This window comes from Variovorax beijingensis (genome assembly GCF_007828835.1).
Classification (GTDB): domain Bacteria; phylum Pseudomonadota; class Gammaproteobacteria; order Burkholderiales; family Burkholderiaceae_C; genus Variovorax; species Variovorax beijingensis_A.
Genome location: NZ_VIVL01000003.1, coordinates 228,126 through 244,092 on the forward strand (window position 1 = coordinate 228,126; position 15,967 = coordinate 244,092).

Sequence of the window (15,967 nt, forward strand, 5' to 3'; positions counted from 1 at the left end):
CGGGTCTGAATTACTTCAGCTCCACCTTGGCGCCGGCGTCTTCCAGCTTCTTCTTGGCGGCTTCAGCGTCAGCCTTCGACAGGCCTTCCTTGACAGCCTTGGGAGCGGCTTCCACCAGGTCCTTGGCTTCCTTGAGGCCCAGGCCGGTGATTTCGCGCACGGCCTTGATCGCCGAAACCTTGTTCGCGCCTGCATCCATCAGCATGACGTTGAACTCGGTCTGCTCTTCGGCCACGGCAGCGGCAGCACCACCGCCAGCGCCGGCGGGGGCAGCCATTGCAGCGGCGCTCACGCCGAACTTCTCTTCGATGGCTTTCACCAGGTCGTTGAGTTCCAGGACCGTCATGCTGTCGAGCGCGGTCAGAAATGCGTCTTTATCGAATGCCATTTTTGTTTCCTAACAATTGGGTTGAATATTTCAAACGCAAGCTTCAAGCAGCCTGCGCTTCGGCCGGTGCATCGGCGGGTGCAGCTTCGCCACCACCGCGCTTCTCGGCCAGCGCCGCGAGCACGCGGGCGGTACGAGAGATCGGGGATTGCATCAAGCCCAGCAATTGCGCCAGCAGCACTTCCTTGGAAGGGATGTTGGCCAGTTGCTTCACGCCGTTCACGTCCAGGGCCTTGCCGCCGAATGCGCCGCCGCGAATCACCAACTTGTCGTTGGTCTTCGCGAAATCGGCCACCACCTTGGCGGCGGCCACTGCGTCTTCGGAAAAGCCATAGATCAGCGGGCCGGTCATCTGGTCGCCAACGATCTCAAATGCGCTACCAGCGACAGCACGGCGTGCCAGCGTGTTCTTCAACACGCTGAGGGTCACACCCTTGCTGCGAGCTTCGCTGCGCAGTTTGGTCATATCGGCCACCGTGATGCCACGGTATTCCGCCATCACGAGCGTTTGAGCTTTAGCGGCGAGGCTGGTCACATCACTGATGACCGCTTCTTTCTCACTGCGATTCAGACTCAAGGTCTACTCCTTTTAATGCGACCTTCGGCCGAGGCCTCGGATCGCGCTTCATGCAGCGACCAACTGTCAGGAACAAAAATCAAATTCCTTGCAGTGGGGTCGCCATCTGCGCTGGATACCGGAAGGATCGATCCGGCGATTAAGTGCAGCGCCCTGCACACCAGCGGTCTTGGATGGCTCGCGGCAACCGGAGCTGCCGCGACCCACCACATTCGCCCTGCCCTTGCGGGCGAGGCAAATCTCTTTGCTTAGCTCGCCGCGATGGTCTGCGTGTCCACGCGGACACCCAGGCCCATGGTCGACGACACCGCCACCTTGCGCAGGTACACGCCCTTGCTGGTCGCCGGCTTGGCCTTGACCAGAGCGTCGATCAGCGCGGCGAGGTTGCCTTGCAGCTTGTCGTTGTCGAACGAGCGGCGGCCGATCGTGCCGTGCACGATGCCGGCCTTGTCGACGCGGAACTGGACCTGGCCAGCCTTGGCGTTCTTCACGGCCGTGGCAACGTCCGGGGTCACCGTGCCAACCTTGGGGTTGGGCATCAGGCCGCGCGGGCCGAGGATCTGGCCGAGCGTACCGACCACGCGCATGGCGTCAGGGGCGGCGATCACGACGTCGAAAGGCATGTCGCCAGCCTTGACCATGGCAGCCAGGTCGTCCATGCCGACGATGTCGGCGCCGGCGGCCTTGGCTTCTTCTGCCTTGGCGCCCTGGGCGAACACGGCCACGCGCTTGGTCTTGCCGGTGCCGTTGGGCAGCACGACGGCGCCACGCACGACCTGGTCAGACTTCTTCGCGTCGATGCCCAGCTGCACGGCCACGTCGATCGATTCGTCGAACTTGGCGGTGGCGGCTTCCTTCACGATGCCGATCGCGTCAGCCAGCGGATACAGCTTGTTGCTGTCGACCTTGCCTGCGAGCGCTTTTTGCTTCTTGGTGATCTTGGCCATTTACACGCCCTCCACATTCACGCCCATCGAACGGGCAGAGCCGGCGATGGTGCGAACTGCTGCGTCCAGGTCGGCGGCAGTCAGGTCCTTCATCTTGGTCTTGGCGATCTCTTCGAGCTGTGCGCGCGTGATCTTGCCGACCTTGTCGGTGTGCGGACGGGCCGAGCCCTTGTCCAGCTTGATGGCCTTCTTGATCAAGGTGATCGCCGGCGGCGTCTTGATGATGAAGGTGAAGCTCTTGTCAGCGAACGCGGTGATGACCACCGGCAGCGGCAGACCAGGCTCGACGCTCTGGGTCTGCGCGTTGAACGCCTTGCAGAACTCCATGATGTTCAAACCACGCTGGCCCAGTGCGGGACCGATGGGTGGTGACGGGTTGGCCTTACCAGCTGGCACTTGCAGCTTGATGAAGCCGACGATTTTTTTCGCCATGCTTTGCTCCTTGCGGGTGATATCGCCTTGGCTTTCGCCGCGGCTCCCCGGGGTTGAACGACTCTTCGATCAAGGCCGCGCGCCGAGTCGGACAACGCGCAGCCGGGAATGGTTCCGGTCCGAGGACCGGCGGACTCAGGTCTTCTCGACCTGGCTGAACTCGAGCTCCACAGGCGTTGCGCGGCCGAAGATCATGACCGACACGCTGACCTTGCTCTTCTCGTAGTTGACTTCCTCGACGGTGCCGTTGAAGTCGGTGAACGGGCCTTCCTTGACGCGCACGAATTCGCCAACGGTGAACTCGACCTTGTGGCGCGGCTTCTCGGTGCCCTGCTGCATCTGGCTGACGATGCCCTCGACCTCTTTCTGCGAGATCGGGGCCGGACGATTCTTGGCGCCGCCAACGAAGCCCGTCACCTTGTTGGTGTGCTTCACCAGGTGCCAGCTCTCGTCGTCCATGATCATTTCGACCAGCACGTAGCCCGGGAAGAAGCGGCGCTCGGTGGTGCGCTTCTGGCCGTTCTTGATCTCGACCACTTCTTCGGTCGGCACCAGGATGCGGCCGAACTTGTCCTGCATGCCGGCACGGTTGATGCGCTCAATGATGTTGCGCTCGACGGCCTTTTCCATGCCCGAATAGGCGTGCACCACGTACCAGCGCAGATCGGGGTTGGCGGCGGGGGCCAGCACCGAGGTGTTTTCCTCCTCGGGACTGCTCGGCGTGGTTTCAACTGCGTCGTCGGTCATTTATTTTCTCCAGCCCAGAATGAGGTCGAAAAACACCCATTCGAGCGTCTTGTCGGTGAGCCAGAGGAAAACAGACATGACCGCCACGAAGGCAAACACGTAGGCCGTCATCTGCATGGCTTCCTTGCGGGTCGGCCAGACGACTTTCTTGACCTCGCGCCACGAGTCGCGGCCGAAAGCCCACAACTGGCGGCCATTCTCGGAGCTGCCGAAGGCCCCCACGGCCGCGGCCAGGCCGACCAGCAACGCAGCCCATTGCACCAGCGAGCCCTGGCGCGCCAGCAGGTAGAACGCCACGATGGCGCCCACTGCCAGCAGCACCGACGCGGCCAATTTGGCCTTGTCGGCACCCGTGCTCACGGTTTCGATTTGAGAAGTGGCCATGTTCGGCTGATTTCCTGTGGCCTTTCGGCCTTCAATTCAATGCGCCTTCTTGAGACGCCGAAGCCCATCGGGTCACGATGGGCTTTTTAGCCTCCCGCCGGGCGAACGACGGGGGTTTTTCGGAGGCGCCACCTAAGTGGCAGGGGCAGTAGGAATCGAACCTACAACCTTCGGTTTTGGAGACCGACGCTCTGCCAATTGAGCTATACCCCTCCGGTACTCTTTGCTCGGCTCAGATGTCGAGGATCTTTGCCACGACGCCCGAACCCACGGTGCGGCCGCCTTCGCGGATGGCGAAGCGCAGGCCTTCTTCCATCGCGATCGGGTTGATCAGCTTCACGGTGATGCTGACGTTGTCGCCAGGCATGACCATTTCCTTGTCCTTGGGCAGCTCGATCGCGCCGGTCACGTCCGTCGTGCGGAAGTAGAACTGCGGACGGTAGTTGTTGAAGAACGGCGTGTGACGGCCACCTTCGTCCTTGGACAGCACATACACCTCGGCGGTGAAGTGCGTGTGCGGCTTGATCGAGCCGGGCTTGCACAGCACCTGGCCGCGCTCGACTTCTTCGCGCTTGGTGCCGCGCAGCAGCACACCCACGTTGTCGCCCGCCTGGCCCTGGTCCAGCAGCTTGCGGAACATTTCCACGCCGGTGCAGGTGGTCTTGACGGTCGGGCGGATACCCACGATCTCGATTTCCTCGCCGACCTTGATCACGCCGCGCTCGACGGCGCCGGTCACCACGGTGCCGCGGCCGGAGATCGAGAACACGTCTTCCACAGGCATCAGGAAGGTGCCGTCCACGGCGCGCTCGGGCGTCGGGATGTAGGTGTCCAGCGCCTCGGCCAGCTTCATGATGGCTTCTTCACCGAGCTTGCCCTTGTCGCCTTCCAGGGCGAGCTTGGCCGAGCCGTGGATGATGGGGGTGTCGTCGCCCGGGAATTCGTACTTGTCGAGGAGTTCGCGCACTTCCATTTCGACGAGTTCGAGCAGCTCGGCGTCGTCCACCATGTCGCACTTGTTCAGGAACACGATGATGTAGCCCACGCCCACCTGGCGCGCCAGCAGGATGTGCTCGCGGGTCTGGGGCATGGGGCCGTCGGCGGCCGAGCACACGAGGATGGCGCCGTCCATCTGGGCAGCGCCGGTGATCATGTTCTTGACGTAGTCGGCGTGGCCGGGGCAGTCAACGTGCGCGTAGTGGCGGTTGGCCGTCTCGTACTCGACGTGGGCGGTGTTGATGGTGATGCCGCGGGCCTTTTCTTCGGGCGCCGCGTCGATCTGGTCGTAGGCCTTGGCTTCGCCGCCGAACTTGGCCGACAGCACCGTGGCGATGGCCGCCGTCAGCGTGGTCTTGCCGTGGTCAACGTGACCGATCGTGCCCACGTTCACGTGCGGCTTGGTGCGGGTGAATTTACCTTTTGCCATTTTTCGACTCCGAAAAAAACGATTTCAACGTATGCAGATGGGTTGCAAACCTGCCGTTGCAACCCCCTAAAAACTGGTGCCCTTTGCGGGAATCGGACCCGCGACCTCTCCCTTACCAAGGGAGTGCTCTACCACTGAGCCAAAAGGGCTTTGTCTAACCAATCGCTTTCCGGCGCCGAACCGGGTCTCTGGAGCGGGAGACGGGAATCGAACCCGCGTCATCAGCTTGGAAGGCTGGGGTTCTACCATTGAACTACTCCCGCATCGGGGGCACTTCAAGGCACCCAAAGCGCTAGATCCAATCGCTCTTAGAAACCAAATTCATCGCTGGTGGAGAGGGCTGGATTCGAACCAGCGTACTCGTTAGAGGGCAGATTTACAGTCTGCTGCCATTAACCACTCGGCCACCTCTCCGGCGAACCTCGAAATATAGCACGGTTTTGTGACTACGCAGAACTCAGCACCAAGAAGATGCGGGGAACTGCACGAGGCGAAACAGCCGGCATTATCCGTGAATTTCGCCGCCCGGCTGGTGCGCGAGCCGCCAGGCGCGCGCCTCGCCGAAGTGGCCGCAGCCGATGAACGGAACGGGCGGGCGCAGCGCGGAAAGCGGCGACGGATGATTCGACATCAGCACCTTATGGCGGCCAATATCGATCAACGCACGCTTACTTTGGGCATGCGAGCCCCAGAGCATAAAAACAACAGGTTTCTCGCCATCCGATACATGGCGGATGACCGCATCGGTCAGCACCTCCCAGCCGCGGCCGGAATGGCTGGCCGGCTGCCCTTCCTCGACCGTGAGGCAGGTGTTGAGCAGCAGCACGCCGTGGGTGGCCCATTTCACCAGGCTGCCACCGGGGTTCGGAAACTGCGGCGGTGGCGTTCCCAGGTCGCGCTGGAGCTCCTTGAAGATGTTGCGCAGCGACGGCGGCAGCGCCACGCCGGGCGCCACGGAGAACGCGAGCCCTTCGGCCTGGCCGCGCCCGTGGTACGGGTCCTGCCCCAGGATGACGACGCGCACGTCTTCGGGCGGTGTCAGCTCCAGGGCCCGCAGCGGCTGCGGCGGAAAGATGACCGCGCCGGCATCGAGGCGCTCGCGCAGGAAGCTGCGCAGCTTCTGGCCCACGATGCCGGCAAAGAAGCCGTCCACCAGCGGTTGCCAGCCCGGCGCGACGGGCCAGTCGGCGGGATCGCTGCTCGCCAGCTGATCGGGCCGGTTCATTTGAACAATGCGGCGAGCGCCTCGCCGGGTTCCTTGGCGCGCATGAAGGCCTCGCCGACCAGGAAGGCGTGAACGCCGGCCGCACGCAAGGTTGCGACGTCCTCGCGCGTGGCGATGCCTGATTCGGTGACGGCCAGCCGGTCGGCCGGCAGCCTGGGCAGCAGGTCGATGGTGGCCTGGATCGAGACCTCGAAGTTGCGTAGGTTGCGGTTGTTCACGCCGATGAGCGGCGTCTTGAGCTTGAGCGCGCGCTCGAGTTCGCCCGCATCGTGCACTTCGACCAGCACCGCCATGCCGAGCCCGCGCGCGATGGCTTCGTAGTCCTTCATCTGCGCGTCGTCGAGGCAGGCGGCGATCAACAGCACGGCGTCGGCGCCCATCGCGCGCGATTCGTACACCTGGTAGGCGTCGACGATGAAGTCCTTGCGCAGCACGGGCAGGTCGCACGAGGCACGGGCCTGCTTGAGGTAGTCGACGCCGCCCTGGAAGAACTGCCTGTCGGTCAGCACCGAAAGGCAGGCCGCACTGACCTGGCCGTCACCCTCGGCATAGCTCTGCGCGATGTCGGCGGGAATGAAGTCTTCGCGCAGCACGCCCTTGCTCGGGCTGGCCTTCTTGACCTCGGCGATCACCGCGGCATGGCCGGCGGCGATCTTGGCGCGCAGCGCGCCCTCGAAATCGCGCGTCAGCACGCGGCTTTCGGCGTCGAAGCGCACGGCTTCGAGCGGGCTTTTCTTCTGCGCTGCAGCAATTTCCTGCCGCTTGACGGCAATGATCTTGTCGAGGATGTCGGACATTTTTCTGCGTTCCTGGCTGTTTTCCTGCTTCACGCGGCGACCGTGGAGGCCTTGACCAGTTCGGTCAGCTTGGCGCGCGCCGCGCCCGATGCCACGGCCTCGCGCGCACGCTCGATGCCCGCGGCCATCGAATCGGCCACGTTGGCGGCGTACAGGGCCGCACCGGCGTTGAGCAGCACGATGTCAAGTGCCGGGCCGGCCTGATTGTCGAGCACGCCGAGCAGCATGGCCTTCGACTGCTCGGGCGTTTCCACGCGCAGCGCGCGGTTGCTCGACATCGCAAAGCCGAAATCCTCGGGGTGCAGTTCGTATTCGCGGATCTCGCCGTCCTTGAGCTCGCCCACCATGGTGGCGGCGCCGAGCGAGATCTCGTCCATGCCGTCGCGGCCATACACCACCATCGCGTGCTCGGTGCCCAGGCGCTGCAATGCGCGCACCTGGATGCCCACGAGGTCGGGGTGGAACACGCCCATCAGGATGTTCGGCGCGCCCGCCGGATTGGTCAGCGGCCCGAGGATGTTGAAGATGGTCTTGATGCCGAGTTCCTTGCGCACGGGAGCGACGTTCTTCATGGCCGGATGGTGGTTGGGCGCGAACATGAAGCCGATGCCCACCTGCTCGATGGAGCGCGCGATCTGCTCGGGCTGCAGGTTGATGTTGACCCCCAGCGACTCCAGCACGTCGGCGCTGCCCGACTTGCTCGACACGCTGCGCCCGCCGTGCTTGCTGACCTTGGCGCCTGCCGCGGCCGCGACGAACATCGAGCAGGTAGAGATGTTGAAGGTGTGCGAGCCGTCGCCGCCGGTGCCGACGATGTCGACCAGGTGCGTGGTGTCCTTCACGGGCACCTTGGTCGACACCTCGCGCATCACCTGCGCGGCCGCGGTGATCTCGCCGATGGTTTCCTTCTTGACGCGCAGGCCGGTGATCAGCGCCGCCATCATCACGGGCGAGCATTCGCCGCTCATGATGAGGCGCACGATGTGCAGCATCTCGTCGTGGAACACCTCGCGGTGCTCGATGGTGCGCTGGAGCGCTTCCTGGGGGGTGATCATGGGGAGTCTCCTCGGGGTTTTCAGGGGCCGGTGCGTCCGGCCGGCGCGTCCGTGAATGCAAGCTTGAGGCCGAAGCCGATGAACAGCACGCCGGCTGCGCGGTCGAGCCAGTGCATGCCCTTCTGCACGGCGCTCCTGCGCGCCATCCAGCCGGCGAACGCGGCCCATCCGACGATGACGGGGATGGAATTGAGGTTGAACAGCACGCCCAGCAGCACGAAGTACAGGCCCTTGCTGTCGGCGTCCGGCGCGATGAACTGCGGCACAAAGGCCAGGAAGAACAAGGCGACCTTGGGGTTCAGCACGTTGGTCCAGAAGCCGCCCAGGAAGATCTCCCTGAGCCCGCGCTCGCCCGATGCGGCCGCCGCCTGCTGCAGATCGGCCGGCGCCTTGGCGCGCGAGAACACCATGCGCACGCCCAGGTACAGCAGGTAGGCCGCGCCGACGTACTTGAGCACCGCGAAGGCCGCCGCCGAGGTGGCCAGCAGCGTGCCGACGCCGACCGCCGCCGCGAAGATGTGGACGAAGCAGCCGGTCAGGATGCCGAAGCCGCCGACGATGCCCGCGCGCACGCCGGAGCGCAGCGAGTTGGCGACGATGTAGAGCACATCGGGCCCCGGCGTCAGGTTCAGCAGCCAGCCGGCGGCGATGAAGGCGAGCAGATGCGGAAGATCGGGCATCGCACAGCTCCTTGAGGTTCAGGCGTTGAAGAAACCGCGGATCGCCGCCACGGCGCGGTCCACGCCGGCCGCATCGACATCGAGGTGCGTCACGAAGCGCAGCCGATAGAGCCCGGTGGCAAGGATGCCCTGCCCGTTGAGGCTCGCGAGCAGTTCGGCCGAACGCGCCTGCGCCGCGCCCGTGAGGTCGACGAACACGATGTTCGTGTGCGGCGTCTCGACCTTCAGTCCCTCGATGCCTTCGAGCCCCTCGGCCAGGCGCCGGGCGAGTGCATGGTCGTCGGCGAGCCGATCGATGTGGTGATCGAGCGCATGCGAAGCCGCCGCGGCGAGCAGGCCCGCCTGGCGCATGCCGCCGCCCGCCATCTTGCGGATGCGGTGCGCCCGCGCGATGAATTCGCGCGAACCGGCCAGCGCCGAGCCGATGGGCGCGCCCAGGCCCTTGCTGAAGCAGACCGACACGCTGTCGAAGCACTGCGCAATGCGGCGGGCTTCGGCGCGGATGTCGCTGCGCTTGTTCTGTGCGGCCTGCGCGGTCGCGGCATTGAAGAGCCGCGCGCCATCGAGGTGCCGCTGCAGTCCCTTGCCCTTCGCCAGATCGGTCGCAGCCTGCACGTACTCGAACGGCAGCAGCTTGCCGCCCAGCGTGTTCTCCAGCGCCAGCAGCCGCGTGCGCGCGAAGTGCGCGTCGTCGGGCTTGATGGCGGCTTCGATCTGCGCGAGCGGCAGCGTGCCGTCGGGTGCATGGTCGAGCGGCTGCGGCTGCACGCTGCCGAACACCGCGGCGCCGCCGCCTTCCCAGCGGTAGCAGTGCGCCTGCTGGCCCACGATGTACTCGTCGCCGCGGCCGCAGTGCGAAAGGATCGCGCACAGGTTGCTCTGCGTGCCCGTGGGCACGAACAGCGCCGCCTCGAAGCCCAGCAGCGCGGCGATCTTCTCCTGCAGCGCGTTGACGCTCGGGTCAGTGCCGAAGACGTCGTCGCCGAGCGGCGCCGCCATCATGGCCTCGCGCATCGCCGGGGTGGGTTGCGTGACGGTGTCGCTGCGCAGGTCGACGAGGCAGGAGCGGTCTGTCATGGCGGGTCAGTCCAGGAAGTTCTTGAGCATGGCGTGGCCATGCTCGGTGAGGATCGACTCGGGGTGGAACTGCACGCCCTCGATGCGCACGTCATGCGCAAAGCCGGTGTGCCGCACGCCCATGATCTCGCCGTCGTCGGTCCACGCGGTGATCGCCAACGCCTTCGGGCAGCTTTCGCGCTCGATGGAAAGCGAGTGATAGCGGTTGACGATGAACTTCTCGGGCAGCCCCGCGAACACGCCTTCCTGCGTGGTCGTGATCTCGCTGGTCTTGCCGTGCATCAGCTGCTGCGCGCGCACGATCCTGCCGCCGAAGGCCGCGCCGATGGCCTGGTGGCCCAGGCAGACGCCGAGGATCGGCAGCTTGCCCGCGAACTCCGTGATGGCCGCCACCGAAACGCCCGCTTCCGCCGGCGAGCAAGGCCCCGGCGACACCACGAGCCGCGTGACGCCCGAGGCGATCAGCTCGCCGATCTGCGCCACCGTGATCTCGTCGTTGCGGTGCACCTGCACATCCGCACCCAGCTCGCCCAGGTACTGGACGATGTTGTAGGTGAAGGAATCGTAGTTGTCGATCATCAGCAGTTTCATGGCTTGCTCACAATCCGGTGCACACCCTTGACGACGGGGAACACGTTGAAGTTGATCAGAAGGCCCAGCTTGAGGCCCGAGAGGCGCAGCGCGGCGAGCACCTGCGCGCGGTGCAGGTCGGTCAGCACGTCGACCGCCTTGAGCTCGACGATGACCGACTGCTCGACCACGAAGCCCGCGCGGTACACCTCGCCGAGCGAGCGGCCCTTGTAGCTGGCCGAGAGTGCCACGCCCTGCGCGAAGCCGATCTCGCGCTCGGCGAGTTCGATGGCCAGCGCGGCGGCGTAGGCCTCTTCGCCCAGCCCCGTGCCGAGCACGCGCTGCACTTCGACGGCGGCGCCGATGATCTCGTGCGAGAAGTCGTTCTGGATGTCGGGTACGTTGCTCATTCCAGCCCCTCCTCGACCAGTTCGGCCGCCCGCAGCAGTGCGCGCGCCTTGGCCTCGGTTTCTTTCCACTCCAGCTCGGGCACCGAATCGGCGACCACGCCGGCCGCGGCCTGCACGTGCAGCATCTGGTCCTTCACGATGCCGGTGCGGATGGCGATGGCCACGTCCATGTCGCCGGCGTAGCTGATGTAGCCGCAGGCGCCGCCGTAGAGGCCGCGCTTGGTGGGCTCGAGCTGGTCGATGAGTTCCATCGCATGCACCTTGGGCGCGCCGGTGAGCGTGCCGGCGGGGAAGGTGGCCTTGAGCACGTCGATGGCGGTCATGCCGTCCTTCAGCGTGCCTTCGACGTTGCTCACGATGTGCATCACATGGCTGTAGCGCTCCACCGCGAAGGCCTCGGTCACCTTGACGGTGCCGGTCTTGGCGATGCGGCCGATGTCGTTGCGCGCGAGGTCGATCAGCATCACGTGCTCGGCGCGCTCCTTGGGGTCGTTGATGAGTTCTTCCTCTGCCGCCTTGTCGAGTTCGAGCGAGGCGCCGCGCGGGCGTGTGCCGGCCAGCGGGCGGATGGTGATCTTCTGCTCGCCGTCGCCGGTGTTCTCCTGGCGCACCAGGATCTCGGGCGAAGCGCCCACCACGTGGAAATCGCCCAGGTGGTAGTAGTACATGTAGGGCGAGGGGTTGAGCGAACGCAGCGCGCGGTACAGCGACAGCGGCGACTCGGTGTAGCGCTTGCTGATGCGCTGGCCCACCTGCACCTGCATGAAGTCGCCGGCGGCGATCATGTCCTTGGCGCGCTCCACGGCCGCCAGGTAGTCGGCCTTGGCAAAGCTGCGCTCGGGCGGATGCGGCTGCGTGGGCTTCACGACGGGCGCGCTCACCGAATACTTGAGCTTTTCCTTCAGCTCGCGCAGGCGGCGCTTGCCCGCGGCGTAGGCCTCGGGCTGCTTCGGGTCGGCATAGACGATCAGGTAGAGCTTGCCCGACAGGTTGTCGATGACCGCCAGTTCCTCGCACTGCAGCAGCAGGATGTCGGGGCAGCCCAGCGCATCGGGCGGGCAGCTTTTTTCGAGCTTGCGTTCGATGTGGCGCACGGTGTCGTAGCCGAAGTAGCCCGCGAGGCCGCCGCAGAAACGCGGCAGGCCGGGCCGCAGTGCCACCTTGAAGCGCTTCTGGTATTCGGCAATGAAGTCCAGCGGATTGCCCGCGGCGGTCTCGACCACCTGGCCGTCGGTCACCACCTCGGTGGCGGCCTCGGCGCCGAAGCCGCTGGCGCGCAGCAGCGTGCGCGCCGGCAGTCCGATGAAGCTGTAGCGCCCGAAGCGCTCGCCGCCCACCACCGATTCGAGCAAAAAGCTGTGCTTGCCGCCGCCTTGCGAATGGGCGAGCTTGAGATAGAGGGAAAGAGGCGTTTCGAGGTCCGCAAAGGCCTCGGCCATCAGCGGAATGCGGTTGTAGCCCTGGGCGCTGAGGCTCTTGAATTCAAGTTCGGTGATCACGGATTCGTTCTCCAATTGCCTGCCGGCGCTTCTTGGCCGGCGGCAAGGTCATTCACTGGTGGCCCGGAGTCGAGAAAAGCGATCCGGTGCCGCGGGCGCACGGCGTGCGCCGTGCAGTCAAACAGTCAGCGATGTATGGCGACGCCAGGGCCAGGCTCCCCGGCTGCCTTCACCTGTTTGAATGATGTGATGAACGAACATGGAGCGTGGAGTTTAGCCCACGAAAACGCCGCCGGGTGCAACCGCCGCCTTCAGGGTTCCCCCGAAGACCGCGAGTAAAACGAAAAGATACATTCGAACGATCGTTCGCAAATCAAGGAAGCCACGTGCCCGCTGCCCTTTCGCTCCCGACCCTGTCGTTCTCCCGCCTGGCCGTGCTGGCCTGCGCCTGGTTCGCGCTCGGCGCCTCGGCCGCGCAGGTCGATGTGGCCGGCGTCAAGCTGAACGACACCCTCGACCTGCGCGGCACGACCCTGCAGCTCAACGGCGCGGGGGTGCGCTACAAGGCGGTCTTCAAGGTGTACGCGGCGGGGCTGTACGTCGGCAAGAAGGTCTCCACGCCCGAGGAGGCGCTGGCCGCGCCCGGGCCCAAGCGCGTGGCCATCACCATGCTGCGCGACATCGATGCCGACGAGCTGGGCAGATTCTTCACCAAGGGCGTGGAAGAGAATTCGCCCAAGAGCGAAATGGTCAACCTCATTCCGGGGCTGCTGCGCATGGGCCAGATGTTCTCCGACCAGAAACAGCTCAAGGCCGGCGACACCTTCACCATCGACTGGCTGCCCGGCACGGGCACGCTGGTGACGGTGCGCGGCGTGCCGCAGCCCGATCCGGTGAAGGAGCCGGCATTCTTCAACGCGCTGCTGCGCATCTGGCTCGGGCCGGCGCCGGCCGACTGGAAGCTCAAGGACGCGCTGCTCGGCAAGTAGCCGCGGCGCCGTCAGGAAACGCTTCGGTCGATGTCGGCGAGCGAGTCCACGAAGCCGTCGGCATCGACGCCGCGTACCGGTTCGCCGTGGTTGTAGCCGTAGGTGACCAGCACCACCGGGCAGCCCGCGGCGCGCGCGGCCTTGGCGTCGTTGCTGGAATCGCCGATCATCAGCGTGCGCGCGGGCGCGGTGCCCAGCGCTTCGCAGGTCTTCAGGAGGGGCAGCGGGTCGGGCTTCTTCGTTGCAAAGGCATCCCCGCCGAACGCGAAGTCGAAGAAGCCGTCGAGCCCCTTCGCCGCCAGCAGCGGCTTGGCGAACGAGGTCGGCTTGTTGGTGAGGCAGGCCAGGCGCAGGCCGCGCGAGCGCAGCGCCTTCAACCCTTCGACCACGCCCGGGTACACCGCCGAATGCTGTCCGTTGATGGCCAGGTAGTGGTGCTGATAACGCTCCCAGGCCCGGTCGAAGAGCGCCCGCGCGTCGGCCCTCTCGGACGCCGCGCCGGCGGACGGCATCGCATGCGCGAGTGCCGAAAGAATCAGATGCTCCGATCCCTTGCCCACCATCTTCTCGATGGCGGCCGGCGCCACCGGCGGCAGCGAAAGGTCGCCCAGCATGTGGTTGAGCGACACCGCAAAATCGCCGAGGGTGTCGACCATGGTGCCGTCGAGATCGACGATGGCGGCATCGAAGCGCGTGAGGTCGTGGTGAATGGAGGAGGTCAAGGGCAAGGCCGCCGGAGTTGCAGGACGCCGTCCATTTTGCCCCGTGCGGCCCCGCCGGGCGGCGCAGCCCCTTACTTGCTCTTGCTGCGCATCTCGTCGCGCAGCCGCTTGATCTGGTCGTGGTTGCGCTTGGCGCCATCGGCCTGCTGCTGGATCACGGCGCGCACGTCGGCCGGCAGGTCTTCCTTCAGCGCCTTGCGGTAGCGCGCCACCGCGGCGTCTTCACCGCGCTCGCATTCCTCGAGCATGGAGAGCGCGCTGTTGGCGCCCACCGAGCCCTTCACGTGCACCCAGCCGCGGTGCATGGCACCGGTCGCCGTGCCGCCCTTGTCGGGCGAGCCGCCGAAACGCTGGATGAGCTGGACCAGCTCTGCCGCGGCCTTGGCGCACTCGGCCGAGCGGCTCTGGAAGACCTGCTTGAGCTGCGGGGAATCCACCTCCTCGGCGCAGGCGCGGAAACCGTATTCGCCGTCGCGCGAGTTCTCCAGAAGATCGTTCAGCACCTTGACCACGTCTTCGGTGGTGGCGGTGTCCGCGGTGTTCGTGTAATTGGCCATGTCTGACTCCTTCGTATGCCTCATCGATAGGGAGGCGGGTTGAAAATTGCCAGCAAAGGCGGTGCCGAAGGCAGCCTCATTGCGCTGGTCCCGGGAGAAATGGTGTTCGAGCGAACGAGGACCGGTGTCGGTTTGGCCTGACGTCCGCTGTAAGCGTTCTTCGGGGCACGCCCCGGCCTGCGAATCTCCGCAGGCCTGCGGCCGGCGCGGGAATGGTGTTCTTGCCTACACGTGCGAGCCAGGAGCGCGCGAGAAATGAGGCTTGCAGCTTTTCGAAGGATCTAAAGTCCCATGACTTCCACCACGCAGATCGACGCCCGCATCGCGGGCGATGTGGCCTTTCGCGCCGGCGACGGCCCGCAGTTGAAGATTCCGAAGGGCAACTGCCAGATCATGATGGCCGACGACAGCGTCGTGCTCACCTGGACCGACCAGGGCCAGTCGCTGACCGCGGCCATTCCCAAGCTCGAATTCGACCGCTACATCCAGGAAGGCGCGATCGTGCTGGGCCGGGGCTGAGGGGCCTGCCCGCGCGCTCACTCCTCGCGCAGGCTGCTGGCGCGCGCGTCGAGGGCCTGCGCGTACGAAGCGGCTTCCTCGGGCGTCATGGAGCCCTCGAGCTCGGCCAGTTCGAGCCGTTCGAAGTCGTAGGAAATCCATTCGAACAGGTGGGATCTGGGCATGTCGTCGAAGCTTTCGCTGTCGCTCCACGACTGCAGGCGCACGGGCGCGCTTTCCAGCAGCAGGCGCAGGTACAGCGCGCGCGCAATCTTGATTTCTGCGATCTGGCATGGCGTCGATCAGCAGGCGCAGTTGCGCGAGCACCTGCTCGCACTGCTGCACCCGGCGGTGCGACTCGCCGATCGCGGCTTCGCACGTCGCGGGACAGTCCGCCCTCGCCTGCCAGGCCCGGTGGAATTCGCGCGTGATCCGTGCGTAGGCCAGCTGCTGGAGCCCGTGGAGCGCGCAGTCAAGTGGGCCGTGCATGGCGTTGCGCCGAACTCGCCTCAGGCGGGCTTGTTGCCGGCGTCCTCCGCTTCATCGTCGTCGTTGTCGTCGTTTTCTTCCTCCGTGCCGGCAAGCCCGGCGGCCGAGCCCGCGTCCTCGGTGCGGTCCGGCAGGATGTCCGCATCGGGCGCCGAGGGCGGCGCGTCCGCCGACGCACGCTCGCCGGTGCCCTCGGCATCGGTGCTGCTTTCATGCGCAATGGGAATGGCGCCTTCCGCGGCGTCTTCGGGAATGGCGCTGCGCTCGCGCGAGGTGCACACGTCGCTTCCGCTGTCGCTCGTGTCGCTGGGCCCCAGGCTGTCGACGTCCTTTCCCTTCGGCTCCTCCGGCGGGCGGTCGCCTCCCAGGATGCTGCTCGTGGCCATGGCTTCCTTCGATGATGAAAAAAATCGGATGGATGCGAATCGCCAGACTGGGCATCCTCGGCACCGGCCAGCGTAGGAAATGGGCGCATCCGGGCCGCAGCCATTCGCGGAGATTTCGCGCCCGGCGTTGCGCGCGACAAACGCCTCCGTCGCGTCGCGGGGACGGGAGCTT

At 65.6% G+C, this 15,967-nt stretch carries 21 protein-coding genes and 4 tRNA genes; 2 read left to right on the plus strand and 23 right to left on the minus strand.

Annotated features, from left to right (window positions below):
• Nucleotides 1-10: 10 nt before the first annotated feature.
• The 19 genes from rplL to trpE form a co-directional block, all read right to left on the minus strand.
• Entirely contained in the window at nucleotides 11-388 is a 378-nt protein-coding gene (gene rplL, locus FB547_RS11620) for a 50S ribosomal protein L7/L12 (RefSeq protein ID WP_012745750.1), read from the minus strand.
• A 43-nt stretch (nucleotides 389-431) separates the two neighbouring features.
• Nucleotides 432-965, minus strand: coding sequence for a 50S ribosomal protein L10 (gene rplJ / locus FB547_RS11625; protein WP_012745749.1), 534 nt, complete (start codon nucleotides 963-965; stop codon nucleotides 432-434).
• Nucleotides 966-1,213: 248 nt separating this feature from the next.
• On the minus strand, nucleotides 1,214-1,912 hold the full coding sequence (gene rplA / locus FB547_RS11630) for a 50S ribosomal protein L1 (RefSeq protein WP_012745748.1): 699 nt from the start codon (nucleotides 1,910-1,912) through the stop codon (nucleotides 1,214-1,216).
• Complete coding sequence (gene rplK, locus FB547_RS11635; RefSeq protein ID WP_012745747.1) at nucleotides 1,913-2,344, minus strand: 50S ribosomal protein L11; 432 nt, start codon at nucleotides 2,342-2,344, stop codon at nucleotides 1,913-1,915.
• A gap of 135 nt (nucleotides 2,345-2,479) precedes the next feature.
• Nucleotides 2,480-3,091, minus strand: a complete 612-nt coding sequence (nusG, locus tag FB547_RS11640; RefSeq protein ID WP_025569411.1) for a transcription termination/antitermination protein NusG — start codon at nucleotides 3,089-3,091, stop codon at nucleotides 2,480-2,482.
• The gene (gene secE / locus FB547_RS11645) at nucleotides 3,092-3,475 is read right to left on the minus strand and encodes a preprotein translocase subunit SecE (protein WP_025569410.1); all 384 of its coding nucleotides are present in this window, start codon (nucleotides 3,473-3,475) and stop codon (nucleotides 3,092-3,094) included.
• A 137-nt stretch (nucleotides 3,476-3,612) separates the two neighbouring features.
• A tRNA-Trp gene (locus tag FB547_RS11650) sits at nucleotides 3,613-3,688 on the minus strand.
• Between the two features lie 19 nt (nucleotides 3,689-3,707).
• Nucleotides 3,708-4,901 carry an elongation factor Tu gene (gene tuf, locus FB547_RS11655; RefSeq protein WP_012745744.1) on the minus strand — a complete coding sequence of 398 codons (1,194 nt, stop codon included), beginning with the start codon at nucleotides 4,899-4,901 and terminating at the stop codon, nucleotides 3,708-3,710.
• 74 nt (nucleotides 4,902-4,975) lie between these two features.
• A tRNA-Thr gene (locus FB547_RS11660) sits at nucleotides 4,976-5,050 on the minus strand.
• Between the two features lie 40 nt (nucleotides 5,051-5,090).
• Nucleotides 5,091-5,164, minus strand: a tRNA-Gly gene (locus FB547_RS11665).
• Nucleotides 5,165-5,229: 65 nt separating this feature from the next.
• Nucleotides 5,230-5,315, minus strand: a tRNA-Tyr gene (locus tag FB547_RS11670).
• 91 nt (nucleotides 5,316-5,406) lie between these two features.
• Nucleotides 5,407-6,126, minus strand: coding sequence for a uracil-DNA glycosylase (locus FB547_RS11675; RefSeq protein WP_145742368.1), 720 nt, complete (start codon nucleotides 6,124-6,126; stop codon nucleotides 5,407-5,409).
• Nucleotides 6,123-6,923 (minus strand): indole-3-glycerol phosphate synthase TrpC, encoded by an 801-nt coding sequence (trpC, locus tag FB547_RS11680; protein WP_145742369.1) that lies wholly within the window; start codon nucleotides 6,921-6,923, stop codon nucleotides 6,123-6,125. The genes FB547_RS11675 and trpC overlap by 4 nt, the downstream gene beginning before the upstream one ends.
• A gap of 29 nt (nucleotides 6,924-6,952) precedes the next feature.
• The gene (trpD, locus tag FB547_RS11685) at nucleotides 6,953-7,978 is read right to left on the minus strand and encodes an anthranilate phosphoribosyltransferase (protein ID WP_145742371.1); all 1,026 of its coding nucleotides are present in this window, start codon (nucleotides 7,976-7,978) and stop codon (nucleotides 6,953-6,955) included.
• Nucleotides 7,979-7,998: 20 nt separating this feature from the next.
• Nucleotides 7,999-8,658 carry a LysE family translocator gene (locus FB547_RS11690; protein ID WP_145742372.1) on the minus strand — a complete coding sequence of 220 codons (660 nt, stop codon included), beginning with the start codon at nucleotides 8,656-8,658 and terminating at the stop codon, nucleotides 7,999-8,001.
• 18 nt (nucleotides 8,659-8,676) lie between these two features.
• A complete protein-coding gene (gene ltaE / locus FB547_RS11695; RefSeq protein ID WP_145742375.1) occupies nucleotides 8,677-9,735 on the minus strand; it encodes a low-specificity L-threonine aldolase in 1,059 nt (352 codons plus the stop codon).
• Between the two features lie 6 nt (nucleotides 9,736-9,741).
• Nucleotides 9,742-10,326, minus strand: coding sequence for an aminodeoxychorismate/anthranilate synthase component II (locus tag FB547_RS11700; protein WP_145742377.1), 585 nt, complete (start codon nucleotides 10,324-10,326; stop codon nucleotides 9,742-9,744).
• Nucleotides 10,323-10,715 (minus strand): GxxExxY protein, encoded by a 393-nt coding sequence (locus tag FB547_RS11705; protein WP_145742378.1) that lies wholly within the window; start codon nucleotides 10,713-10,715, stop codon nucleotides 10,323-10,325. Before FB547_RS11705 ends, FB547_RS11700 begins: the two co-directional genes overlap by 4 nt.
• Entirely contained in the window at nucleotides 10,712-12,214 is a 1,503-nt protein-coding gene (gene trpE, locus FB547_RS11710; protein ID WP_145742380.1) for an anthranilate synthase component I, read from the minus strand. The genes FB547_RS11705 and trpE overlap by 4 nt, the downstream gene beginning before the upstream one ends.
• Nucleotides 12,215-12,540: 326 nt before the next feature.
• On the opposite strand from trpE, the gene FB547_RS11715 reads away from it, so the two are divergent.
• Nucleotides 12,541-13,143: a chalcone isomerase family protein gene (locus tag FB547_RS11715; protein ID WP_145742382.1), complete on the plus strand. Its 603-nt coding sequence runs from the start codon at nucleotides 12,541-12,543 to the stop codon at nucleotides 13,141-13,143.
• 11 nt (nucleotides 13,144-13,154) lie between these two features.
• Here the strand turns inward: FB547_RS11715 and FB547_RS11720 are convergent, their stop codons facing one another.
• Nucleotides 13,155-13,799 (minus strand): HAD family hydrolase, encoded by a 645-nt coding sequence (locus FB547_RS11720; RefSeq protein WP_370878902.1) that lies wholly within the window; start codon nucleotides 13,797-13,799, stop codon nucleotides 13,155-13,157.
• Between the two features lie 137 nt (nucleotides 13,800-13,936).
• Nucleotides 13,937-14,422: a ferritin-like domain-containing protein gene (locus FB547_RS11725; protein WP_145742386.1), complete on the minus strand. Its 486-nt coding sequence runs from the start codon at nucleotides 14,420-14,422 to the stop codon at nucleotides 13,937-13,939.
• A 291-nt stretch (nucleotides 14,423-14,713) separates the two neighbouring features.
• On the opposite strand from FB547_RS11725, the gene FB547_RS11730 reads away from it, so the two are divergent.
• On the plus strand, nucleotides 14,714-14,941 hold the full coding sequence (locus tag FB547_RS11730) for a hypothetical protein (protein ID WP_145742388.1): 228 nt from the start codon (nucleotides 14,714-14,716) through the stop codon (nucleotides 14,939-14,941).
• Nucleotides 14,942-14,958: 17 nt separating this feature from the next.
• Here the strand turns inward: FB547_RS11730 and FB547_RS33580 are convergent, their stop codons facing one another.
• Nucleotides 14,959-15,147, minus strand: a complete 189-nt coding sequence (locus FB547_RS33580) for a hypothetical protein (RefSeq protein WP_261380264.1) — start codon at nucleotides 15,145-15,147, stop codon at nucleotides 14,959-14,961.
• Between the two features lie 282 nt (nucleotides 15,148-15,429).
• Entirely contained in the window at nucleotides 15,430-15,795 is a 366-nt protein-coding gene (locus FB547_RS11740) for a hypothetical protein (protein ID WP_145742390.1), read from the minus strand.
• Between the last annotated feature and the right edge of the window lie 172 nt (nucleotides 15,796-15,967).